This is a genomic window from Chryseobacterium sp. C39-AII1 (assembly GCF_039672645.1).
Lineage (GTDB): Bacteria > Bacteroidota > Bacteroidia > Flavobacteriales > Weeksellaceae > Chryseobacterium.
Map to the genome: position 1 here is coordinate 188298 of NZ_JBDFPQ010000004.1, position 23922 is coordinate 212219.

The window sequence follows — 23922 nt, forward strand, 5'->3', positions numbered from 1 at the left end:
TTGAGCCTCGCAGAAAGATCACTGCGGGGCTTTCGTTTTAATTTTGTATTAAGATTTTAAAAGATATGAATTCTACAATATTAAATACCAATGACATTTTTAAAAGATTATTAAACGGCGAAACTATTTTACCGAATGATCCTGAAATGGAAGTATTGTTAAAAGAATCTTATGAAACGAAGAAAGTATTAATTGATATCAATAATGCTGCCGATCCTAAATACATTCTTGAGAAATTGAGCCAGATTTTAGATAAAAAACTGAAAAATGTAGCTGTTTTTACTCCAATTTACATCAATTATGGAAAAAATATCAATATCGGAGAAAACGTGTTTATTAATTTCGATTGTACATTTTTAGCACTTGGCGGAATTGCAATTGAGGATGATGTTTTGATTGGTCCAAAAGTAAGTTTAATTACAGAAAACCATCCTTTAGATCCGAAACTGAGAAAAGGATTAACAGCCAAACCCATTCACATTAAGAAAAATGCATGGATCGGAGCAAATGCCACCATTTTACCGGGTGTCACCATTGGAGAAAATGCCGTGATTGCGGCAGGCGCGGTAGTTTCTAAAGATGTAACGGATCATGCAGTTGTGGGAGGAGTTCCTTCAAAAATTATCAAAAAAATTTAGATATTAATTTAAAATGATTATACAAAGTTTAACTCGTGTTGCATCTATTAGTGTTTTATTTTTTTCGCTGATAGATTGCAACTCATTAAAAAGTCAAAATAAAATGAATACAGAAGTTCCTAAAATAAGCGATTTTCCTGCAGGGAAAGAAAATACAGCGTATGCACAATATTTCATAGGAAAATCATGGCTGGCGCCTTTAACGGAAAGTAAAGAGCTTAACGTTCCTTTGTCTAACGTTACCTTCGAGCCGGGAAGCCGAAACAACTGGCATAGTCATACTGGCGGTCAGTTGTTAATTGTTGTTGGTGGCGAAGGGCTTTATCAGGAAAGAGGAAAGCCCGCAAGATATCTGAAATCAGGTGATATTGTAGAAATAGCCCCAAATGTAGAGCATTGGCATGGTGCAACAGCCACTACTTGGTTTTCGCATCTGGCAACAACCGGAAATCCTCAAACCAATGAAAATAAATGGCTTGAACCCGTGACCGACGAAATTTATAATGAAGCTAATCTTCAGATTAAAAAATAATGAATACAAATTTTAAGATTTTACTTTTTGTATTTGCTTTAATTACTTCATCTATGAATGCACAGGATAAAATAAATTTAATGGTTTCGCAGGAAAGTTTAGTTAAAATTTCGTCATTAACTGCTACAGGAAACATCGATCAGTTGAAAATTGAACTGAATGAAGGTTTGAATAACGGTCTTACCGTGAACGAAATCAAAGAAGCATTGGTTCAACTGTATGCGTATTGCGGTTTTCCGAGAAGTTTGAACGCTATTAACGAATTTAAAGCAGTTTTAGATGAAAGAAAATCGAATGGAATTGCAGATGTGGAAGGTAAAGAAATTAGTGTTGAAAATAACCCGCCTGATAAATATGAACAGGGAAGGAAAGTACTTGAAATTTTAACAAAAACTCCACAAACTAAGCCTGCAAAAGGGTTTGGTGAATTTGCCCCAAGAATTGATGCTTTTCTAAAAGAACATTTATTCGCAGACATTTTTGCAAGTGATGTTTTGACTTATCAGCAAAGAGAATTAATAACCATTTCGGCATTGGCATCGATAGAAGGTTTAGAATCACAGCTAAAAGCACATATTGGAATTGGAAAAAATACGGGAATTACAGATCATCAGTTAATTCAATCGGCAGAGTTGATAGCAAGAACAGTTAATCTGTCTCAAGCAGAGATATTTAGAAAAATTATTAATGAAAATTCTTTAAAATAAATGAAAAATATAAAATTATTATCAATGGTTGCAATGCTTATTTTAAGTTCAAAATCATTCAGCCAAAAAAAATCTACCACGATGAATATAACAGACCATTATACATTTACATTAAGCGAAAAAGTGAGCCGCCAGAAAGTTACCTTTAAAAACAGATACGGAGTCACGCTGTCTGGCGATATTTATTTACCAAAAAATACAGGAAATGAAAAACTGCCAGCATTGGCTATCAGCGGGCCTTTTGGTGCAGTGAAAGAACAATCTTCGGGGTTGTATGCCAATCAGATGGCTGAAAGAGGTTTTGCGGTCGTGGCTTTCGATCCGTCTTTTACAGGAGAAAGTGGAGGAGAAGTGCGCAATGTAGCTTCCTCAGATATTAATACTGAAGATTTCAGCGCAGCAGTAGATTTTTTAGGACTACAGAAAAACGTAGACCGAAATAAAATCGGAATTATAGGAATTTGCGGCTTCGGAGGTTTTGCATTAAATGCCACAGCAGTAGATAAACGTGTAAAAGCAGTTGCTACCACGAGTATGTACGATATCCCAAGAGTGGCTTCCAGAGGATATTATGATAAGGTGACGTTGGAAGAGCGTACAAAAACATTAGAACAAATGAGCCAACAGCGCTGGAAAGATGCGGAATCTGGTAAAGCCGCAGCCGGACCACGCTCTAATGCAGAAAAATTAAAAGGCGATGAACCACAGTTCATTAAAGATTATTTTGATTATTACAGAACACCGAGAGGTTTTCATGAGCGATCTATAAACTCCAACGGTGCTTGGGCAGCGACAAGTGGTTTTTCTTTGATGAATATGCCGATTCTTACTTATTTAAAAGAAATTTCGCCAAGACCTATTTTAATTATTGCCGGAGAAAATGCGCATTCAAGATATTTTAGTGAAGATATTTATAAAATGGCTGCAGAACCCAAAGAATTAATGATTATTCCTAATGCAGTGCATGTTGATTTGTATGATAAAGTAAATATTATTCCGTTTAATAAGCTGGAACAGTTTTTTAAGGATAATTTGAAATAAGATATAAACCAAAGGTTATAAACCACTGACAATAGAGCATTTAGGATAATCATTGTCAGTGGTTTGCTGTTTTTTGGAGTTTCTAGAAATAATTACAATTTAACATAATATAAATTATAGGACTTTTTATAGTTATTTAAAATAAATCAGCGACACACAAAATATCGCTGATTTTCGAATAAAATATATTAATATGAAGTTTTTATAAAATTACGGTCTGTATAGAATGAGCCGGCGCAGATAACTTGGCAGACATGCCTTCAATCCACAGATTTGTATCAATATCATCATCTGTATCATTCATAATAACGGTAACCAATTGTCCGTTTTCATTCATAAATGTTGTAGATGTTAAAGCGATTCTGTTGGAAGAACTTCCGATTCGCTGCGCGTTTGGCTTAATGAATTTTGAAACGTGACCTACATAATAATATTCATAAGTATAATGAACTTCTCCGGTTTTCGTGTCTGCAATAATTGGTGCAAAACAAAAATTTCCAACATGGTTCGGACCGCCGGTTTCATCCAGAAGTAAATTCCAGTCTGTCCAAAGTGCAGTTCCTTTATTAAAATCGTTGATCATATTTCTGCCGTACAATTCGCCTAACTTTACATCGTAAATTTTAGTCAGATCAAATTGTTCTTTACAACCTTCCGTAAAGGCTAAAAATTTATCAGGAAAAGCTCTTTGAGTTTCTGCTAAATTATCAAAAAGCTGCGTTTTATTATTCCACGTTTCATACCAGTGATAACCGATTCCTGCAGCATATTTTGAAGTTTCAGGATCGCTGAGCGTTGTAGTTGCTCTTTGATAAATCAAGTCACGATTATGATCCCAAATCATTACTTTTTTGTCTTTATAACCGTTTTTCCAAAGTGTCGGGCCTAAATTATTCCTTAAGAAATCGCCTTCTTCATCCGCTGTATAAATACATGATTCCCAGGTTTGTGTAGCCATTGGCTCGTTCTGAACGGTTAATCCCCAAACATTAATTCCTCTTTTTTCGTATTCTTTGATGAATTTAACATAATAATCGGCCCATGTCTGATAGAAAACATTTTCTAATCTTCCACCTTTCAGCATACTTTTATTCGATTTCATCCATGCTGGCGGACTCCACGGAGAAAAATAAAATGTAAAATCTTTTCCGATTGCATTTTGAGCCGCTTTAATCATCGGGATTTTATATTTCTCATCATGAGCTACATTAAATGACTTCAGAGAATTGTCATTTTCCTGAACATACGTGTAAGAATCGCTTGAAAAATCGCAAGAATTCATATTGGTACGCACCACCGTGTATCCCAGCCCGTTTTTACCGTAATAAGCTTCCAGAATTTCTTTTTGCTTAGCTTTCGGCATTTTGTAAAATGTTTCTGCTGAGGCATCTGTAATGGCACCTCCAATTCCGATCAGTTTTTGATATTTAAAATCCGGATCTACAAAAATGCAGGCATCTGTTTCTTTAGGCTGACCGAATTTTTCAAACTTTACCGTTCCTTTATCCACCATTTTTTCGTGGGTTTTAGAATTGGTAAGAAAAATTTTTGCTGTTTTTCCTGTGTTTTTTTTCCAGTAGTTTTGTGCATTGGCATTAAAAGCCAGTCCAATAACAAAACAACTTACGATTAATTTCTTCATAATTTCCTTTCTTTACTATATTAGCCACTACTCTTTTCAAAGTGAAAATTTTATTTATTCTGATAAACCCTTACATAATCGATCTCATATTTTTGTGGAAAAATACGATCATCTATCCCCTCTTTTCCGCCCCAAAATCCACCAATGGCAAGATTTAAGATGATAAAATAAGGCTGATCAAAAGGCCACGCTTCATACGTTTTCTCTTTATTTTCGTACGTGAAAAATTTTTGATCGTCGATATACACGTCAATTTTTTCAGGCGTCCAGTCTGCTTTATATACATGAAACTTTTCGCTTACATCTTTTACCATGAGCGTATCTGTTTTCTGAGTTCCGATTTTATGATTATATTTTTGGGTATGTACCGAAGCGTGAATATACCCCTGATTAAACCCTACATGCTCCATAATATCCAATTCGCCATCATCCGGCCATTTCTTCATATTTTCACTCATCATCCAGATAGCAGGCCATGTACCACGACCTTTAGGAAGTTTTGCCCTTACTTCAATGGTTCCGTACTGAAAGGAGAACTTTCCTTTCGTTAATAATCTTGCTGATGTATACTTATTCTTTTCCCAATTTTCTTTTCGGGCTTCAATAATAAGCTTTCCATTCTCAATTCTCGCATTTTCTAATCGGTTTTTTGTGTAAAACTGAGATTCGTCATTCCCATAACCGTCGCCACCCACATCATAATTCCATTTTGTAGCATCCGGCAGTCCTTTTCCGTTAAATTCATCACTCCAAATCAATTTTCTGCTGGAATCGGGTTTGTTTGAAGCACAATGTAATGATGAAAAAACTAAAGTTCCTCCTACGATTAAATTAAAAATATGCTGAAATTTTATTTTCAAAGTTTACAGTGTTAGTTTTATATTTAAAGCAAAGATTTATTTTAATTAAACAAAACATTTAGTGAGCAAAGGTGGCGACAAGTCGCTGATGAAGCATTATGTAAACGTTAGCTTCATCAAATCAACTTTGTTGATTATTCTTTGCCTCCTTAAAATCAAGATTTCTTTAAATAAATCTTGCGTCTAAAATTTAATTATGATCAAAATGAATTATTCTTTTATTCTCAAAATTTGTCATGCTGAAAGCATCTCTACAAAGTTTATTCAGATTCTTTCAAAATGACAATTACCATACTTGATTTTATATAAAAATTAATGTCTTCTGCCGCCAAAAGCGGGTATTATCCCGCTCCTGACTGTAAAAACTTATATTTATTTTGACCAGTTAATTTTTTTTGTCTGAACATGTTGAGAATCGGTTCCGACCATGATGTCGAACTCTCCCGCTTCCCAATCGAAGTTCAATTGATCATCGTAAAATTTCAGATTTTCCGGAGTTAAAGTGAAATTGACCGTTTTACTTTCTCCTTTTTTAATGAAAACCTTTTGGAAACCCTTCAATTCCTTTACAGGTTTTACCACTTTTCCGAAAAGATCTCTGATGTACAATTGCACCACTTCTTCCCCATCATAATTTCCGGTGTTGGAAACATTTACACTGATATTTAAACTTTGATTTCCTTTAAGATTTGTTGAGCTTAAATTCATATCAGAATATTTAAATTGAGTATAACTTAAACCATAACCAAACGGAAATTTCGGGTCATTATCCAAATCGATGTAAGCCGAAACGTAGTTTCTGTCGGTATTATTTTTTGCTGGTCTTCCCGTGTTGTAATGATTGTAATAAACAGGGATTTGCCCTTCATTTCTAGGGAAAGTCATTGGAAGTTTCCCGCCAGGATTTACCGTTCCGAAAAGAACATCCGCGATAGAATTTCCTGCTTCCGTTCCCAACCACCAAGTGTAGACGATCGTCGGAATATGGTCTGCTGCCCAATCAAAAACCAAAGGTCTGCCTGCATTGATCATTAAGACAATCGGTTTTCCTGTCTTAGCAATTTCTTTCAATAAATCTTCCTGAACACCTGTAAAATGTAGATTGCTTCTGCTTTTCGCTTCACCGCTCATTGCTGAACCTTCGCCTAAAGTCATGATCACAACGTCTGCTTTTTTAGCTGTTTCCACTGCTTCTGCAAACATAGATTTATCCTGATCATCAACATTTGCACCTTTTGCGTACAACAATGTTGAGTTTTTATCTAATTGATTTTTAATTCCGTCAAATTGAGTAATGATTCTTTGATTATCATCTTTAAATGCAATCGACCAGAATCCGTGATTGGCAGAAGTTTCTTTTCCGAAAGGGCCAATTAAAGCAACCGTTTTCGTCGATCTTGAAAGAGGTAAGATATTCTTTTGATTTTTAAGCAAAACAATAGATTTTGAACCAAATTCTCTTCCGAATTTTCTGTTTTCCAGATTATTTAATTGCTCTTTCTGTCTCTTTTCGTTGCTAAATCTGTAAGGATCATCGAATAATCCCATCTCAAATTTTTTAACCAAAATTCTTCTTGCTGCATCATCAATCAACTTCGGATCAACCTTTCCTTCCTGAACCAATTTTGGAAGTTCAGCCATGTAAGCACGGCTTTCCATATCCATGTCGCTTCCAGCATTGATGGCCTTTTCCGCCGCTTCTTTATTGTCTTTGGCATAACCGTGAGGAACCATTTCGCCGATACTTCCCCAATCCGAAACCACAAAACCCTGGTAGTTCCATTTTCCTTTTAATAAATCTCTTAAAATGTATTTGTTTGCCGTCGCCGGAATCCCATTAATATCGTTAAAAGAGTTCATAAAAGTCGCAACTCCCGCTTCTGCAGCCGCTTTGAAAGGAGGTAAATACGTTTCGTTTAATTGTCTTAAACTCATATCAACAGAATTGTAATCTCTTCCGCCAACTGCCGCTCCGTATGCTGCGAAATGTTTTGCACAAGCCATAATGGCATCAAGATTTCCAAGACCTTTTCCCTGAAAACCTTTGATTCTTGCCAAGCCAATCTGCGTGCCCAAATACGTATCTTCACCAGAACCTTCCATTACTCTTCCCCATCTCGGATCTCTTGCAACATCGACCATCGGCGCAAATGTCCAGTGAATTCCGTACGCCGAAGCTTCTGTTGCTGCAATTCTTTCTGATTTTTCAATTAATTTTAAATCCCAGCTTGCAGCCTGACCTAAATTCACGGGAAATGTTGTTCTGTAGCCATGAATTACGTCCTGACCGAACAATAATGGAATTCTTAACCTAGATTTTAAAGCTAATTCCTGAAATTTTCTGGTTTCTTCTGCTCCTGCTACATTCAGCATGGAACCGACTTTACCTTGTTTTATTTCATTTAAAACATTTGCAGAATTGGAATTTTGAGGACCTGTTGCATATTCAAAACCACTGTATTGAACCAACTGCCCTACTTTTTCTTCTAACGTCATTTTCGACAATAATTCAGAAACTCTCTGATCGATTGTTTTTTGTCCGAATGCATTCATCCCAAATGCTGTAATTGCTAATAAGAAATAAACTCTTTTCATTTTTACTTTAATAATTTGTTTAGCTAATTAATTTTAACGCAAAGTTCACAAAGTTTTTTTTTAAAATACTCTGTTGATTTTAAGTCCGCAAAGGCGTTTCACTTAAATAAGATCACAAAGATTTTTAATAAAATTATTTAATGTAAGACTCTTTAATTTAAAATACGTAGGTTGCGGTAGAGCTTCCTGAAATCGTTACTGGAGCTGTTTTCTGATTGTATTTAATATTAAATGACTTTTCGCTAGTATTGCTGTTCTGAACAATTAAAACCGTTTTTCCTTCAGGAGTTTTGAAAGCAACGGTTGAAAGATTTCCGCCTTGTGTAGACGCAATTCTCTGAGAATTTGCAGGAACAAATTTTGAAGCATGGGCAATAATATAATAAGCAACATTTTTTTCGTAATCAGAAGCTCCATTCACCGTGATTGCACCTTTACACTGTGTACAACCGCCTGGCGTATGAGGTCCGAAGGATGCGTTGTTTGCAACATTCCATTCTAGTGCTGTTTTGCTCCAGTTTCTCATGGATCCGATGATGACATTTTTTATATGCCAATCTAAATCTCCTGAAAAACCTCCCGTAGAGCTTGTCCACTGCTCTGTAAAGTATACATTTTTAGATGGAAATAAATTGTGAACCGTGCTCAAAGCCGAAATATCTCCCGCGTATAAATGAAATGCTGATCCATCAACATAAGGATTTGCCGCAGGATCATTTAAAATAGCCAAAGGATACGCCGGATCGTCACAATTGTGATCGTAAGCAATAATTTTAGCGGTGATATTGGCTGCCTGAAAAGCGGGACCTAAATTATTTTTAATAAAAGTAGCCTGATTTCCTGCCGTCATGTACATACTTGGATTATTTCCGGGATGTAAGGGCTCATTTTGTGGCGTAACGGCATCAATTTTAATCCCTTGTGCTTTCATCGCCTGAATATATTTTACAAAATATTGAGCGTATACTCCGTAATATTCAGGTTTTAGACTTCCTCCTTTACTGTTTCCGTTGTCTTTCATCCAAACCGGCGCAGACCAAGGGGTGGCAAGAATTTTAATATTAGGATTAATTACTAAAATATCCTTTAGCATTTGAATCAAAGCCTGATCTTTAGTTAAAGTAAATTGTGCAAGCATAGGATCTGTTTGCCCTGCCGGAATATCATCATAAGTGAAAACTTCGCTGTTCAAGTCTGAAGCACCGATGCTTATTCTTAAATAATTTACCCCAATTCCTGAACTGCTGAAAAGATCATTCAGTAATTCCTGTTTTTTGGCAGCACTTAATTGGTTGATTACTTCTACACTTCCCCCCGTTATGGTATATCCAAAACCATCGATTGTCTGGAAAACCTGGGAAGGATCAATTTCAATAGTTGAATAATTATTGATAGCTGATGAGAAATAAACTGTGTTTTGTTGTTGTAGTTTTATCGACTGGTCTCCTTTTGTAAGCCAAACATTTACCGGATCGCCTGTAGAATTTCCGTTTCCGGAATTATCATTATTGGCAAGATCTGAAGAGGTGCTGCTGCAGTTTAAAAAAGAAAGAAGCGCTACACCGCAAAGTGCAGCACTTCTAAGTACGAAACTATATGAATGTGAAATCATATCATTTTGTTTGTGAAGGTTAAGTAGTTTTTCTTAGTTCAACTTTGTCAACGCTAAGGCTGCTTACTTTTTTGCCTCCACATTTAATAAATAAGTAGACTGTTCCTGTAGTTGTCGCAGTATAAATACCTTTATTTTTGTCACTATTACAACCTACACTTGAAACTTTTCCTCCGAATGCCGCTTTACCACAACCATCCCAAGTATTAATGTTTCTGTAAACCGTACCACTTACATCACTTCCTGGCGCTGGCACACTGTCTAACATATAAACTTCAAACCATGCATCTTCCAAAGCTGTTGCTGAAGAGGCTACCATATCGATAGAGTATTTTTGTCCTGCTTCAACATGTACCGCTTGATAAAAAGCTTGCTGACTTCCTTCTGAAGCAACAATAGTGGCATAACCATTACCATTTCCGTCATTACTAAATACCCATTGTGCCTTCGTCGGGCTAATCGGATGTATTGTCCATTTTGCCACTTCAGCCGGAGTATCAAATCTTCCTCCTTGGATAATATTTCCCGCTACAGGATCGGAAGTAGGAACAACAATAGTCTGACTTGCCGTACCACCGATCTGACCGCCAATACCTGCCGTATTGCGCTGAACAACATAAGTTCCTGCATCTGGCAAGAAAATATCTAATTCGTTTTTTCCATTATTAAACCCATCATAATCAATATTCCATTGAGAATTAATAAAGTTTACATAATTATCATTTACGGCCTTTAAGTGATATCTGTTTTCGCTTGTTTTGGTTACAGTAAAAGAAGCATCTACAGCAGGTTGAGTAAGACCGTTTCCTTCACCTTCAAGATTATCCGGAGAGCAACTTGCTAGGAAAAAAACTGCCGAACTTAATAATAAGCCTTTGTTAATATATTTAGTTATCATGTTTAAATTTTAATTATTAGTAATTTGGATTTTGTTTCAAGGCAGTGTTTGTCAGTTCATTAAAAGGAATTGGTAAAATTTCATTTTTACCAGTAGTAAATCCTCTTGCGCCTAATTTCGCCGGAGCATCACCCCATCTTACCAAATCGAACCATCTGTGCCCTTCACCAGCAAGCTCTCTTCTTCTTTCATCCTTAATCGCCTGCATAGAAACGGCAACTGATGGTAATCCTACTCTAGCTCTTACCGCATCTAATAATGCCTGAGCTCTTGCACCTGAACCTCCTAACGCTTCTGCCTCCATTAAATAGGTATCAGCTAATCTGATTGCCACATAATTCTGACGGAAATTCAATTCTACCGCTCCTGGTAAAGTCGTCTCATCCGTCGTTCTTGGTAAATATTTATTTAAGAAATATCCTGTGTCTCTAAATCCTGGTGAATAGGTTACTTTTCCTTCCTGCACCAGTGCTTTAGCATTGAAAATTGTAGCATCTAAACGAGGATCTCCCTGCATGAAATTAAATAAATCATTGGTAACAGGATTGAAACCCCATCCTTTATGGATACTTGGCGCATTATTTACAGCATTATCGGGCAATGTAACTTTACCATAAGAAATAATAGCGACCATTTGGTTAATAGAATTCCCTTCGTCTTTTCCCGTACCCCAAAAGCCCCAGTCTGCATTACTCGCATTGGTATGCATTACTTCCAAAATAGATTCTGTGCTGAATTTGGTATCAACCTTCCACAAATCTTCAAACTTATCTAATAAATGATAACCGTATTGGCTGGTTCCTCCCGGAGTTCCGTTAACCATCTGAAACTGATCTGCTGCCTGACTGTATTTTTTATCATACAAATAAATTTTACCTAAAATAGCACGCGCTGAACCTTGGGTAATTCTTCCAATTTCACCTTTATTCGCAGAATTGATAGTTGCTGGAAGATCATTGATCGAAGCTAAAATATCACCTTCGATCTGAGTATAAACATCTTCTGGTTTTGCCTGAGGAATGTTATAATAATCATCCGAAACTAAAATAGGCTTTAGAATCAAAGGAATATTTTTGAACGTTCGTAGCAATTCAAAATAATATAATGATCTCAATACTTTTGCTTCTGCAATGAATCTGTTTCTTGTCTGATCATTCATATTGGCAGCAGGAATTCTGTCTAATAATAAATTGGCTTTAGCAATTCCCTGATAATAATCCTTCCAATAGCTCGCAGGCATGATAACAGGATTTATTGAATAATTTGAAAAGCCCTGAATACCAGCGCCGTCCGAAGAATTTCCTCCTCCTGAATAAAAATCATCTGAAGCGCCATTGAAAAATGTTACCATATTTTCAAATCCTCCTGAATATTTTCTCAGCATATCATAAGTAGCAACCAAACCAGAGTAAGACTGCTCTTCATTTTGGAAATAGTTGTTGGAATCAAAGGTTCCTGTATTTTTTACATCTTCGAGATTACTGTCATTACAAGATATTGCACCGAAACCAACTCCGGCAAGCATTAAAACAGCAACACTTTTATATATGAATCTTTTATTTTTCATTTTTTTTCTTAATTAAAATTGAACGTTAGCACCAAAAAGGAAAGTTCTTGCCTGCGGATAGAAAGCTCTGTCTATACCAAAAGTATCTGCTCCTGCAATTTCCGGATCATAACCTGTGTATTTTGTTAAAGTGAACAGGTTTTCTCCCGTTACATAAAATCTGATTTTCGAAGCTCCGATAGTTTTTGCTACATCTTTAGAAAGCGTATAACCAATCTGAACGAGTTTAATTCTCAGATAATCACCTTTTTGAAGATAATAATCAGACATTCTGGTGTAGTTTTGATTTGGGTCGTCTTTTGTTACTCTCGCCATTGTATTCGTACTACCTTCACCTGTCCAACGATCAAGAATTGCTGTTTGATAGTTAGCTTCCGGAATATCAAGTCTTCTCAGACCTTGGAAAATTTTGTTTCCAGCCTGCCCTTGAGCAAATACCATCAAATCAAAATTCTTATAGTTCATGTTTAATGTGAAACCAAAAGTATACTTCGGTACAGAATTACCAAGATTGATATAATCGTTCTCATCAATTTTACCATCTCCGTTTGCATCTAATCTTTTGAAATCTCCAGGCTTAGCATTTGGTTGAATTAAAGCTCCGTTTGAATTTTTGTATGCATCAATTTCCGCTTGATTTTGGAAAACACCTAAATTTTGGAAACCATAAAAAGAACCATAAGACTGGCCAACCTGTAATCTAGAAACTGTACCTAAAGTTTGGAAAGAAGCAAAGTTTACATACTCTTTTCCTCCTTCAAGACGTGTAATTTCGTTCTTTAAATAGCCGAAATTACCATTCGCTGACAAGCCAAAATCGCCCCAATTCTTTTTATATCCAAGGCTTACTTCGATACCATCATTGTTCATATCCCCGATATTTCTCCACGGATTATTTATTAACCCTAAATATCCAGGAACTTCCACTTGTCTTAAGATATCTGTACTTTTCTTTCTGTAAACATCTACGCTTAAGTCAAAATTTTTAAAGATCCTAAGGTCTGCTGCAATGTTAAACTGAGAAGTTCTTTCCCATTTCAAATCCGGATTTTCTAATGTACTTGGCGCATAACCTACACGGATAATATTGTCTCCGAAAGTATAATTACTTCCTGAAACTAAGAAGTTGGCATATTGAAAATCAGCAATCGCATCATTTCCTAAAACCCCGTATCCTCCTCTTAATTTAAAACTGTTTACAACATTATTTTCTGGCCAGAAGCTTTCGTTAGATACATTCCAACCCAAGGACATTGCCGGGAAATTTCCCCAGTGATTGTTTTTACCAAACTTTGAAGAACCATCTCTACGCACTGTACCTGTAAAAAGGTATCTGTTATCATAATCATATACAACTCTCGCAAAATAAGAAGCTTTGTGCGTCTCTTTTCCGTCCCAAGCGTTTGAAGATTTATCAGATGCTGCAATATCAAAGTTGAAAGAAGCTTCCCTCCAGTCGTTGGTAGGAAGATTTTTGTACGTTGTATTCTGTCCGTAAGAAATGTTGTATTCGTAATATCCCTGACCTAATAAAACACTTAAATTATGTTTATCAAATCTATTCTGATAGGTAAGCGTATTTTCTGTATTCCATTCAAATTTTTTCTGAATTTCACGGAATAAGCTATTTGTATTGTTTGAATTAGCCGAACTTAAATAAGATTGAGGAGTAAACGCCTGATTTCCCCAGTAAGACAATTTTCCGTTTACACTCGATTTAAAGCTTAAATGTTTATTGATTTTTAAATCTCCAAAAACATTCGCTACAATATCATCAGACCATCTGTATCTTCCTCTCTGCGTTTCCTGGAAAGCCAAAGGATTGCTCATCTCTTTACTTACCCAGTGAGAAATTCCGTAAGGATTACCGTTGGGATCTCTGATGATGTTTGCATTGTTGGTATAATCACTCGGGAACGGCTGGCTTGCGATATCTGTCACCACAAGCGGAGTTGTCGGATCAAGGTTGATAGCAGAACTTAATGGCCCACCAAATTCATTATTATCATTAATTCCCTGTGCTTTTACGTGTGTATAAGCAAAAGTTTGCCCAATCGTTAAAAAGTCGAAAACCTTATGAGTTGAATTAAATCTTGCATTAATTCTTTTATAATTTGAAATATCTCTTAAAACGATACCCTGCTGATCGTAATATCCGAATGAAGTATAGAATGTAGATTTATCATTTCCCCCATTAATGCTGAATTCATGAGACTGTCTCTGGGCACTGTTGAAAATCTGTTTTTGCCAATCTGTTCCTGTTCCCAAAGAACTCGGATTTGCAAATGTTGGAGCGTGGCCGTCATTTACGTTGGCTTCATTCATGATCGTTGCATATTGTGTTGCATTCAGAAGATCAAGTTTTCTTGAAGCATTTCCTACCCCGAAGAATCCGCTGTAAGAAAGGTTCATTCTTCCTTTAGCTCCTTTTTTAGTGGTGATCAAGATTACTCCTTTTGCAGCAGAAACCCCATAAATAGCCGCAGAAGCACCATCTTTCAGAATTTCCATTCCTTCGATGTCAGATTGGTTCAACCATCCGATGTTATCTACCACGATGCCGTCTACTACCCAAAGCGGATTATTACTTCCGGCACCAAAACTGGTAATACCACGAACACGTACAGTAGGTTCAGCACCCGGCTGCCCAGAGTTGGATACTACGGATACACCCGCTGCCCTTCCCTGAAGAACTTGCTCTGGTCTACCTGCTACCGGAGCATTTTCAATATCACTAGCCTTGATGCTGGAAATTGCTCCCGTTACATTACTCTTCTTTTGGGTACCGTAACCAATCATTACAACTTCCTCAATTTTTTGCTCTTTTGGAAGCGTGTCGTTGGCAGTTTTCTGGGCATTAAAATTGGCTGTAAAATAGAGCACAGCAACAAGCCCTAAACTTCTAGATATTCTTACATTCATATACAGTTAGTTTTTTAATTCTCAAATTGAGACAATAAAAATATATTTTTTTTCAAATAATTAACATTATATTAATAAATATTTTACTTTTTCGTTTATTTTTGGGGGTTTAAAGGCATAAATTTGTTGTCATAATTCATTAAAAATCGTAAAAATTCAATAAAATATTTCCCCAAAATGACGAGCAAGCTCACCAAAATATCCCTTCCGCTTAAGTTAACCTTCCTTATTTTTTCGATGGTGCTAAACTGCATGGGCATTATCATTCTTCAACTTTCGGAGGCAAAAATCACCTATGAAAAGTTGGGTTTTTTAGAATCTTTTAAAGATCTTCCAATTGCATTTATTTCACTTTTTGCAGTGAATTTTATCAGTAAAACCGGAACAAAAAAATCATTGATTTTGGCATTAACAATTGTTGGGATTTGCTCCTGCATTTTACCTTTTGTTGAAGTTTTTTGGTTTTACAAATTATGGTTTGCCATTATCGGGACATGTTTTGCTTTGGGAAAGATTTGTGTTTTCGGAATTATTCGTAACAATATTTCAGAGGAAAAATCTTTAGCAAAAACGATGAATAATGTGGAAGCTTCCTTTATGATCGGGATTTTTGTGGTCAATACAGGGTTTGGTTGGCTCATCTCCAGCGAATATTCAGAATACTGGAAATTTGGCTTTTTAGGAATTTCAGTTATTTCATTCATTACCATTATTTTATTTTCAAGATTACAGATCTCAGAACCTCAAAAAACGGAAAATAAAGGAATCATTTCAGACCTTTTAAAAGTCGTTAACAAAACCGTTTTATTATTTTTAGGGGTTATATTCTGTATTGTTTTTGTAGAGCAAAGCTTCAATTCATGGCTGCCTTCCTTTTATAAAAATCATTTAAAGGTTAATTCATTTTTTGCACTTCAGGCCACTTCATTTTTAGCCTTATTTTCCTATACCGGAAGAACAATTACCGCCAATATCATTCATAAATTTTCATTATCAAGATATTACAAAACCTCTCTGGTACTGATCGTTATTGTTTTAGGGGTCATTTTAGGAATACAGTTTTTACACTCAAAAGATTCGGGAGTCTTATTGTTTTTATTTCCTGTGATTGGGTTATTTTTATCACCACTCTACCCGGTAGTCAATTCCAAAATGATTGCATTGGTCGATAAAGAAAAAATTAATCTTTTTACTTCATTAATTGTCATTTTCTCGTCGTTGGGAAGCTCGGTTAGTTCCATCATCATGTCTATTTTGTTCGGAAAAGGGCTTTTAGACTACTATTCATTATACATTTTATTCGCTGTCATTCTGCTTTTTACAATCAGTTTGATATATTTTAACACTGTTAAGAAAAATATTTAGAAAATAATTTTATTTTTACTGCCATGAAAATCAAGAACGAAAAAAACAAAGAAACCCTTCAGGAACTTATTGATACAAAAGACTTTGTAGCACATGTGTCTGTAGACTGCACCATATTTGGTTTTCATGACAATATTTTGAAGGTTTTGCTGCTGAAGTATCACGATCTCAATTTATGGTCACTTCCCGGAGGTTTTGTCTTTAATGATGAAGATTTAAGAGAAGCCGCCGAACGCGTTTTATATGAAAGAACACATTTGAAAGATATTTTCTTAAAACAGTTTCATACATTCGGCAGAATCGACAGAACGGAAAATAATGTTCATCAAATATTATTAAACAACAAAGGAATTGAAGTCCCTAAAGATCACTGGATTTTCCAGAGATTTATTACTGTGGGCTATTGCAGCTTGATCGATTTTTCCCTTACCAATACTTTTCCGGACAACTTCAATGAGACCTGTGAGTGGTTTGAAGTTAATAATCTTCCTCACATGGCTTTCGATCACGACAGAATTATAAGAGATGGGCTGGAATATCTCAGAATGAACATCAATACAGAAGTTGCCGCGAGTAATCTTCTTCCTGAAAAGTTTACCATGAAAGATCTTCAATGTTTGTATGAAACCATTTTAGGACAAAAATTCAGAAGAAACAATTTTCAGCGAAAAATTTTAAGTTTAAATATTTTAGACCGACTGGAAAAACTTTATGATGGTTCCGCCAACAAAGCGCCTTATTTGTATAAGTTTAAAAATAAAGTTCATAATTCCACCAGTCAATATCCTATTTCGAATGACGAAGAAGAGGCTTAACTGTTTATATTTGAATAACAAGCTTAAAACATTCTGATTTTCAATCGATAAAAGCATTTCAAAAAAAATTTCGCAAACATCGCGAAAAGTATTACTTTTAGTCAAATCAAAAAATCATGTCATATTATCCTCTTACAAGCATCCCCGATTATTACGGAATTGATGCTTTACTTACCGAAGAACACAAGCTTATCCGCCAATCGATCAGAGAATGGGTAGAAAGTTTTGTAATGCCGAAGATCGATCAGGCCGCACAAGATCATACAGATATTCCTAATTTAATGAGAGAATTGGGGAAAGTTGGAGCGCTTGGTCCTTATATTCCGGTTGAGTATGGAGGTTCAGGGCTGGATCAAATCTCTTATGGTTTGATTATGCAGGAGCTGGAAAGAGGCGATTCTGCCGTACGTTCTGCCGCTTCCGTGCAAAGTTCTTTGGTGATGTTTCCTATTAACGAGTTCGGTTCGGAAGAACAGAAGAAAAAATATTTACCACAATTAGCTTCCGGTGAAATGATCGGGTCTTTTGGGTTAACAGAGCCTAATCACGGTTCAGATCCGGGATCTATGGAAACTTATTTTAAAGATATGGGCGATCATTATCTTTTAAATGGTGCTAAAATGTGGATCACCAATTCACCACTTTGCCATATCGCTGTGGTTTGGGCTAAAAATGAAGAAGGAAAAGTTCAGGGATTGATCGTTGAAAGAGGTATGGAGGGCTTTACAACTCCTGAAACGCATAATAAATGGAGCTTAAGAGCTTCAAAAACAGGAGAATTGGTGTTTAATGATGTAAAAGTTCCTAAAGAAAACCTTCTTCCGGGCGTTACTGGATTAAAAGGTCCTTTATCTTGTTTAAATTCAGCACGATACGGAATTTCATGGGGTGTAATCGGAGCAGCGATTGATTGCTATTGTACTGCTGTTCAGTATTCTAAAGAAAGAAAACAGTTTGGAAAACCCATCGGTTCTTATCAGTTGCAACAGAAAAAATTAGCAGAATTTTTAACGGAAATCACTAAAGCTCAGCTCCTTTGCTTACAATTAGGAAATCTTAAAAATGCTCATACCGCAACGCCTGCACAAATTTCTATGGCGAAAAGAAATAACGTAAAAATGGCCATTGATATCGCAAGAGAATCACGCCAGATCCTTGGAGGAATGGGCATTATGGGAGAATTTCCGATGATGCGCCACGCGGCCAATCTAGAATCTGTAATCACTTACGAAGGAACGCACGATGTACACTTATTAATCACAGGAATGGATATTACTGGCATTAACGCTTTTTAATTTTAAAACGAAAATATTTATATAGACAAAAGTCTGATCACATTGATCAGGCTTTTTTTAGTTTGAAAAAGATTTAATTTTTTCTATGAAATTAATATCAGGGTTTAAAATTTCCAGAATTAAACTTTTAACAGATTCCATGGCATTGTCAATCGTTCCTTTTTCAAATTGTAATGATACAACGCCTTTTCTCGCTTCTGCAAAACTCCAGATTCCTGTTTCTACCGGCAATCCCCAAAATTCTGGTAAACTTTGAATCACATACTGATAAATACACAACTGCAAAGCCTGTTTCCGATCGCTGTTATGGAAATATTCCGCTTCATTTTCAGCATCAATTTTTACGATAAGATTTTTAATTTTTGCCGTTTTATAATCAATGATTCGTACGGTTCCGTTCAATTTATCAATTCTGTCAATATATCCTAAAAACGAAACTTTATCTTTTGTAGATTCATCCAGATAAAAATCTACATTTTCAAACTTTCTTTCAATATCAATGATCTCTAATTTGTTTCCGCTTTTCACCAGTTCGAGGTCATGATTAAGAATGTTTTCAATAACCTTTTTTGCGATGGCTTTATGAATAAAATTCATTCCTTTTTCATAGAATTCAGGCTGATGTTTCAGCTTTTCTATAGCAATATCAATGTATTTATTGATTGCTTTAATTGAATTTTGTAAATCACTTTCTTTTAATACCTTACCTTTTATTTCTTCATATATTTCTTGAAGTGAATAATGAACAAGATTTCCATAATTTCTTACAGATAATTCCTCTTCAATTTCATCTGTTTCAGAAGTCTTTAAGATTTTCGAGAGATAAAAATCAATCGGATTATAAAGGTAACTTGTAAGGTGTGAGGCCGACACTTTTTCTTTCCATTTTGTCAATCGTTCAAGAACAATATTTGTCTTGGAAATTTCGATCGGTTGTGTGATAATTGGCTCGGAAGAATTTTCAATAATCAAATGTTCGATCTCATGAGAACTTTCCATTTCTATTTGGGTAATAAATCTACTTTTTTCACCCGTATTTACCCCAGAGCTTAACGCATTAAATAAAAGATGAACATTCTTTGCATCCTGAATCAATCGATAAAAATGATAAGCATAAATGCTGTCGTTTTCTAAAAACGTATGAAGATCAAAAAATCGACGGATATCAAAAGGAATATACGTATTTTGTGAATTTCCGAGAGGTAATTTACCTTCATTTACAGAAAGTAGAATTACATTTTCAAAATTCAGAAGACGCGTTTCCAGCAATCCCATAATTTGTAAACCCCTCAAAGGTTCCCCTTGAAAATCAATACTTTCAGAATTAATATGCTGATTGATCAGAATTTCCAGCGTTTCCATTTTTATCTCAAAACGATAAGGTGAAAGCTGATTTTTGATAATCCTGAATGAATTTTCGAAATGCGAAACGTTTTCGTACTGAATATCATCAATATCCAACCATTTGATTTTCTGACAAAAAGCTATCAATAAGTCTAAATATTCACTCGTAGAAATTGCCTTTTGTAACAAACCATAATAAGACAATTCTCCTAACAATTCCTGAAGAAGTTTTTTTGAAATATAAACGATATTCCTTTCTTCAATTTTTGTTTTAAAATCATTGATAATCAATTCATCTTCAACTGATTTCGGAAGTTCTTCCAAAATAGGAAACAGATCTCGGTAATAATAGGAAGATTTATTTTTCTCTAATTGTTTCTGAAGATAAAACAATTGTTTTACAGCATTTGAAAAAGAAAGATTCTTCAATGGAAACCCCATCGTAATATTCAAATTTTCAACCGTATGCATTACATCAAGACTTGCTGGAAGCAAATTCTCATCAAGCAAAACCAATGCTGTATTCGAAAATGTTTTATTTTCTATTTGCTTAAAGATTTCCGGTAAAATTTTCGTTTGGGTAATATTTCCGGAAACTTCATATATTTTTATATTTTTAGGCTGATTGAAATCATCTTCAATCCAGTTAAACTCACGTGTATCGGTAAATTCCTTCCACGTTTTATGGTTTCTTAAAAACTTACCGGCTTCTTGCCTTTCATCATCAAAATAATAACGGTCTGCCTGAAAAAAGCATTGACCTTTATTATATTGTAAAAGACTTCGTACTAACTTTTCTTCAACGGGCGTAAATGCATTAAATCCACAGAAAACAAATTGTTCAGAAGTATTTTTAGCAAAACCATCAATTTGAGCCTTTGCCGTTTCGTGAATCATTCCTGATGTTGCCCAGTTTCTTTCGTTCAGTTTTTGCTTCAACGAAGGAAGAAAAATATTCATATTCTGCCAGAAATTAAGAAACTTTTTTCTCGGCACATCATCATCTTCCCCCAAATCCTGCGCCCACTCTTTAATACGCTCTTCATCAAACATATATTGAAGAACCGCTTGGTCGCTGTCGGAAAATTTTAAAATATCATCCCAATCTTTTTGTAGTGTGGGAAACCATTTTAGAAAATCGGCAAAATCATCATTGGGAATAAGATTCAGACTTTTATAAACATCAAAAGCGAAAAGCCATAAAGAAATCCCCTGAATAGGCTGTTTATCTGCAATTTTATCAATCAGTTCTTCAATGGTGAAAAAATTAGGTAAAAACCCTGAATAATTATTTTTTTCTAAGATCTCTCGAATGAATACAATCGGTCTTTTTCCGGGCAAAACAATGTTGAACGCAGATAAATCCGAGTTTTGTGCGAGAAGTTCGCTGATGATTTTATTGAGGAATTTCAAGAGGTTTTAAAGCTGTTTAAATTTTCTAATTCGTCTGAAATAATTTGGTTGTATTGTGCTTGTTTTTCTTTATTTACACCGTGTTGGGTTTCTTTATCGTAATTGATCTGAAAATTTTGGTAATCTTTTAACGTTTTGAGATAAATTGCCTGAAAATATTTATTGAATTCTCCAGAAGTTCTCACTCTTTCCGAAACTTGCTTTCTCAGTTTTCTGGCAAAAACTTCAGCAATATCAAAGTGCTTCTGCTCATGAACCAAAACATAATCTGTAATACGTTTTGTATCTTTCCATGACTTTTCTTCGTTAAAAACAGCTTGAATCGTCAATTTCACAGGCACTTTCAGATCAGAAGACTTGACAACTTCATATTGAATTCCGCAATTGGTATAGGCAACTACATCTGCTCCACCACGACGATTAACCGTACTTTTAAAATTATCCCAAACCAATTTTTGATTTTCATTCCAAGGAATTTTTTGACAAAAAATTTGAGTTGAAATAAGTAAAAACGTTAAAAATTTTAATCTCATTAAGGTTTAACAATAATTGTTTTTGTAAGCCATGTATCTCCGCCAGTCCAAAATTTAAAGGTGTAAGTTCCTGCTTCCTGCGGACTGAAATTAATTTGTCCAGACGCAGCATGATTATTTGTGCTGCAAACTCCGTCTGTAATATATTTATAAGAAGTTACTGTCCTTGTTAAATTTTCACCGCTTACATAATCATATCCATAAAATCCTTCACACATAGATGTATATGTCGAAAATGTTTTTATAGCCTGCACACCAAGTACCTGCATCGTATCCTGAGGGATATTTACACTGTCTATTTTTATTTTTTCTACCGCTTTAATGGTTTGATAATTTTCATCATCATCATTACACGAGATAAAAATCACGCCTAAAATTACAGCAGAAAAACCAATGTTGAGAAACTTTTTCATAATATAAACACTTTAAATCTTTGATAATTACTTTTAGCAAAAATTATTCCTTATTTATGTTAAATTAAGAATTAAAATTACCTTTTGATAAATAAACTACTTTTTTAGTATCGTAAAATTCTTCATCAAAATAGTTTTTTAGATTAAAAATTTCACATTTTAATCCGGCAAGTTCTTCAGCCAAATCACCACCTTTTAGATACAAAATACCATTATGTTTTGGGTTAAACTGCTCTTTTTCGAACTTTCCCTTTAGCCATCTCAAAAATTCAGGCATTTGCGTTACGGCACGACTTACTACGAAATGGAATTTTTCCTTTAATTTTTCCGCTCTTCCGTGAATAGCTGTTACGTTGGTTAATCCCACACCCTCAGCTACTGCATTTACGACTGTAATTTTCTTCCCAATAGAATCAATTAAAGTAAATTGAGATTCAGGAAATAAAATAGCCAAAGGAATTCCCGGAAATCCGCCGCCCGTTCCAATGTCTAAAACCTTTGTTCCCGGTGCAAATTCCATCACTTTTGCAATTCCTAATGAATGCAAAATATGCTTTTCGTACAGAGATTCCATATCTTTTCTGGAAATCACATTAATTTTTTCATTCCATTCATTATATAAAGTTTCCAGCTTTGAAAATTGCTCAATCTGTTTCTCTGTAAGATCGGGAAAGTATTTTAGTAGTAACGTTGTAGACATCTGAATTATTATAAAACGCAAAAATAAGTTTTTATTAGCGTTATTCAAACTGTAAATCCGTAAATAAAAAAGACTGCCCGAAGACAGCCTTGTAATTTATTTAATATCCTTCTCAATAGGATTGTTGGTTCTCTGAAGTTTTTTTGCCACCGCAGCATCAAAATCTTTTGATTTTTTTAATTCATTTAGGTCTAATGTAGAAATATATCCGTCTTTCAAATGAACTCCCATCGTTCCATTTTTAGAATTCATATTCATTGCTTCAATATTATCATTAATATTTCCGGAATCATTCTTCAGATATTTCACATATTCACTTGAGGTAACCGATTTACCATTTTTAGGAATTAATGAGAAAATATTTTTTATTTTTTTAATTTGAATTAAATTAAATTCATGATCAGAATCTGAGTCTTTCATTTTAACAATCAATCCGGGAAGCCCTGTAAACTTATAAGGTCCATCACTGATCGGATACTCTTTACTAAACCACGCTTCCCAATTTCTTCCTTTATAAAAGGTTGTTGCTTTTTGACATTTTAAAGTATTAATTGTGGTGAATTCATTTTCTATATTCCATTTTGGTATTTCAGAATCAGGAATAATCAACTGAACACTTTTATATTTATCATAGAATTTCATTGCTTTTTTAGCATAATCTTTCTCGATAAGATAGCCTAAATTTCTATCATACTTTTTTGAAGTCAGCAACTGACCATAATTTTGATCTTTGCTATAAGTAGAATCCCGTTCATATTTTACCGCATTATAGAAAAAAGATTTTTTCCCGTTGGTGTCTAAATTCATATAATCTGTGATCAGAGAATCTTTTTTATTGACGTCAGGTTTCATTTTGTATTCATACACAAAACGATAATTCTGAGCTGAAAAAAATGATGCAAAAAGTAAAAATAGTAGTTTATACATTTGATGTTAATAATTATTAGTTGTTTTCAAAAATAGGAATAAGAATTTTCCTGAACAACCCCGAATAATACTCAATATTATACTAAAATTGACGTTTTTATCA

At 34.9% G+C, this 23922-nt stretch carries 19 protein-coding genes; 7 read left to right on the forward strand and 12 right to left on the reverse strand.

Features of this window, described 5'->3' with window-relative positions; translation table 11 throughout:
- The first annotated feature begins 65 nt into the window (after window positions 1-65).
- From ABEG63_RS08905 to ABEG63_RS08920, 4 genes are all read left to right on the forward strand, one after another.
- Entirely contained in the window at window positions 66-638 is a 573-nt protein-coding gene (locus ABEG63_RS08905; protein ID WP_346584218.1) for a sugar O-acetyltransferase, read from the forward strand.
- Between the two features lie 103 nt (window positions 639-741).
- Window positions 742-1170 (forward strand): cupin domain-containing protein, encoded by a 429-nt coding sequence (locus ABEG63_RS08910; protein ID WP_346584219.1) that lies wholly within the window; start codon window positions 742-744, stop codon window positions 1168-1170.
- Entirely contained in the window at window positions 1170-1877 is a 708-nt protein-coding gene (locus tag ABEG63_RS08915; protein WP_346584220.1) for a carboxymuconolactone decarboxylase family protein, read from the forward strand. Before ABEG63_RS08910 ends, ABEG63_RS08915 begins: the two co-directional genes overlap by 1 nt.
- Complete coding sequence (locus ABEG63_RS08920; RefSeq protein WP_346584221.1) at window positions 1878-2918, forward strand: alpha/beta hydrolase; 1041 nt, start codon at window positions 1878-1880, stop codon at window positions 2916-2918.
- Between the two features lie 202 nt (window positions 2919-3120).
- Here ABEG63_RS08920 and ABEG63_RS08925 read toward each other — a convergent pair whose 3' ends face one another.
- The 7 genes from ABEG63_RS08925 to ABEG63_RS08955 all read right to left on the reverse strand — a co-directional run bounded on the left by ABEG63_RS08925 (window position 3121) and on the right by ABEG63_RS08955 (window position 15014).
- Window positions 3121-4560, reverse strand: coding sequence for a glycoside hydrolase family 30 beta sandwich domain-containing protein (locus tag ABEG63_RS08925; protein ID WP_346584222.1), 1440 nt, complete (start codon window positions 4558-4560; stop codon window positions 3121-3123).
- Between the two features lie 50 nt (window positions 4561-4610).
- The gene (locus ABEG63_RS08930) at window positions 4611-5420 is read right to left on the reverse strand and encodes a glycoside hydrolase family 16 protein (protein ID WP_346584223.1); all 810 of its coding nucleotides are present in this window, start codon (window positions 5418-5420) and stop codon (window positions 4611-4613) included.
- Between the two features lie 372 nt (window positions 5421-5792).
- Entirely contained in the window at window positions 5793-8015 is a 2223-nt protein-coding gene (gene bglX, locus ABEG63_RS08935; protein WP_346584224.1) for a beta-glucosidase BglX, read from the reverse strand.
- 157 nt (window positions 8016-8172) lie between these two features.
- The gene (locus tag ABEG63_RS08940) at window positions 8173-9627 is read right to left on the reverse strand and encodes a glycoside hydrolase family 30 beta sandwich domain-containing protein (RefSeq protein WP_346584225.1); all 1455 of its coding nucleotides are present in this window, start codon (window positions 9625-9627) and stop codon (window positions 8173-8175) included.
- A gap of 19 nt (window positions 9628-9646) precedes the next feature.
- Complete coding sequence (locus tag ABEG63_RS08945; RefSeq protein ID WP_346584226.1) at window positions 9647-10525, reverse strand: hypothetical protein; 879 nt, start codon at window positions 10523-10525, stop codon at window positions 9647-9649.
- Between the two features lie 16 nt (window positions 10526-10541).
- Window positions 10542-12092: a RagB/SusD family nutrient uptake outer membrane protein gene (locus ABEG63_RS08950; protein WP_346584227.1), complete on the reverse strand. Its 1551-nt coding sequence runs from the start codon at window positions 12090-12092 to the stop codon at window positions 10542-10544.
- A gap of 12 nt (window positions 12093-12104) precedes the next feature.
- The gene (locus ABEG63_RS08955) at window positions 12105-15014 is read right to left on the reverse strand and encodes a TonB-dependent receptor (RefSeq protein ID WP_346584228.1); all 2910 of its coding nucleotides are present in this window, start codon (window positions 15012-15014) and stop codon (window positions 12105-12107) included.
- Between the two features lie 177 nt (window positions 15015-15191).
- Here ABEG63_RS08955 and ABEG63_RS08960 point away from each other — a divergent pair, with 177 nt between their 5' ends.
- The 3 genes from ABEG63_RS08960 (at window position 15192) to ABEG63_RS08970 (ending at window position 18489) form a co-directional block, all read left to right on the forward strand.
- Window positions 15192-16379, forward strand: a complete 1188-nt coding sequence (locus ABEG63_RS08960; protein ID WP_267403119.1) for an MFS transporter — start codon at window positions 15192-15194, stop codon at window positions 16377-16379.
- A gap of 23 nt (window positions 16380-16402) precedes the next feature.
- The gene (locus ABEG63_RS08965; RefSeq protein ID WP_346584229.1) at window positions 16403-17194 is read left to right on the forward strand and encodes an NUDIX domain-containing protein; all 792 of its coding nucleotides are present in this window, start codon (window positions 16403-16405) and stop codon (window positions 17192-17194) included.
- A 116-nt stretch (window positions 17195-17310) separates the two neighbouring features.
- Entirely contained in the window at window positions 17311-18489 is a 1179-nt protein-coding gene (locus ABEG63_RS08970) for an acyl-CoA dehydrogenase family protein (RefSeq protein ID WP_346584230.1), read from the forward strand.
- 57 nt (window positions 18490-18546) lie between these two features.
- Here ABEG63_RS08970 and ABEG63_RS08975 read toward each other — a convergent pair whose 3' ends face one another.
- The 5 genes from ABEG63_RS08975 to ABEG63_RS08995 all read right to left on the reverse strand — a co-directional run bounded on the left by ABEG63_RS08975 (window position 18547) and on the right by ABEG63_RS08995 (window position 23819).
- On the reverse strand, window positions 18547-21246 hold the full coding sequence (locus tag ABEG63_RS08975; RefSeq protein WP_346584231.1) for a PD-(D/E)XK nuclease family protein: 2700 nt from the start codon (window positions 21244-21246) through the stop codon (window positions 18547-18549).
- Window positions 21243-21779 carry a DUF922 domain-containing protein gene (locus ABEG63_RS08980; RefSeq protein WP_346584232.1) on the reverse strand — a complete coding sequence of 179 codons (537 nt, stop codon included), beginning with the start codon at window positions 21777-21779 and terminating at the stop codon, window positions 21243-21245. The genes ABEG63_RS08975 and ABEG63_RS08980 overlap by 4 nt, the downstream gene beginning before the upstream one ends.
- Window positions 21779-22192, reverse strand: a complete 414-nt coding sequence (locus ABEG63_RS08985; RefSeq protein WP_312395239.1) for a hypothetical protein — start codon at window positions 22190-22192, stop codon at window positions 21779-21781. Before ABEG63_RS08985 ends, ABEG63_RS08980 begins: the two co-directional genes overlap by 1 nt.
- A 64-nt stretch (window positions 22193-22256) precedes the next feature.
- Complete coding sequence (gene rsmG / locus ABEG63_RS08990; RefSeq protein ID WP_346584233.1) at window positions 22257-22892, reverse strand: 16S rRNA (guanine(527)-N(7))-methyltransferase RsmG; 636 nt, start codon at window positions 22890-22892, stop codon at window positions 22257-22259.
- A 96-nt stretch (window positions 22893-22988) separates the two neighbouring features.
- Window positions 22989-23819, reverse strand: coding sequence for a GLPGLI family protein (locus ABEG63_RS08995; RefSeq protein ID WP_346584234.1), 831 nt, complete (start codon window positions 23817-23819; stop codon window positions 22989-22991).
- Between the last annotated feature and the right edge of the window lie 103 nt (window positions 23820-23922).

Coding starts and splice junctions, on each gene's coding strand:
- ABEG63_RS08905 (WP_346584218.1), top strand. CDS start 66: ATGAATTCTACAATATTAAATACCAATGACATTTTTAAAAGATTATTA.
- ABEG63_RS08910 (WP_346584219.1), top strand. CDS start 742: ATGAATACAGAAGTTCCTAAAATAAGCGATTTTCCTGCAGGGAAAGAA.
- ABEG63_RS08915 (WP_346584220.1), top strand. CDS start 1,170: ATGAATACAAATTTTAAGATTTTACTTTTTGTATTTGCTTTAATTACT.
- ABEG63_RS08920 (WP_346584221.1), top strand. CDS start 1,878: ATGAAAAATATAAAATTATTATCAATGGTTGCAATGCTTATTTTAAGT.
- ABEG63_RS08925 (WP_346584222.1), bottom strand. CDS start 4,560: ATGAAGAAATTAATCGTAAGTTGTTTTGTTATTGGACTGGCTTTTAAT.
- bglX (WP_346584224.1), bottom strand. CDS start 8,015: ATGAAAAGAGTTTATTTCTTATTAGCAATTACAGCATTTGGGATGAAT.
- ABEG63_RS08940 (WP_346584225.1), bottom strand. CDS start 9,627: ATGATTTCACATTCATATAGTTTCGTACTTAGAAGTGCTGCACTTTGC.
- ABEG63_RS08945 (WP_346584226.1), bottom strand. CDS start 10,525: ATGATAACTAAATATATTAACAAAGGCTTATTATTAAGTTCGGCAGTT.
- ABEG63_RS08950 (WP_346584227.1), bottom strand. CDS start 12,092: ATGAAAAATAAAAGATTCATATATAAAAGTGTTGCTGTTTTAATGCTT.
- ABEG63_RS08955 (WP_346584228.1), bottom strand. CDS start 15,014: ATGAATGTAAGAATATCTAGAAGTTTAGGGCTTGTTGCTGTGCTCTAT.
- ABEG63_RS08960 (WP_267403119.1), top strand. CDS start 15,192: ATGACGAGCAAGCTCACCAAAATATCCCTTCCGCTTAAGTTAACCTTC.
- ABEG63_RS08965 (WP_346584229.1), top strand. CDS start 16,403: ATGAAAATCAAGAACGAAAAAAACAAAGAAACCCTTCAGGAACTTATT.
- ABEG63_RS08970 (WP_346584230.1), top strand. CDS start 17,311: ATGTCATATTATCCTCTTACAAGCATCCCCGATTATTACGGAATTGAT.
- ABEG63_RS08980 (WP_346584232.1), bottom strand. CDS start 21,779: ATGAGATTAAAATTTTTAACGTTTTTACTTATTTCAACTCAAATTTTT.
- ABEG63_RS08985 (WP_312395239.1), bottom strand. CDS start 22,192: ATGAAAAAGTTTCTCAACATTGGTTTTTCTGCTGTAATTTTAGGCGTG.
- rsmG (WP_346584233.1), bottom strand. CDS start 22,892: ATGTCTACAACGTTACTACTAAAATACTTTCCCGATCTTACAGAGAAA.
- ABEG63_RS08995 (WP_346584234.1), bottom strand. CDS start 23,819: ATGTATAAACTACTATTTTTACTTTTTGCATCATTTTTTTCAGCTCAG.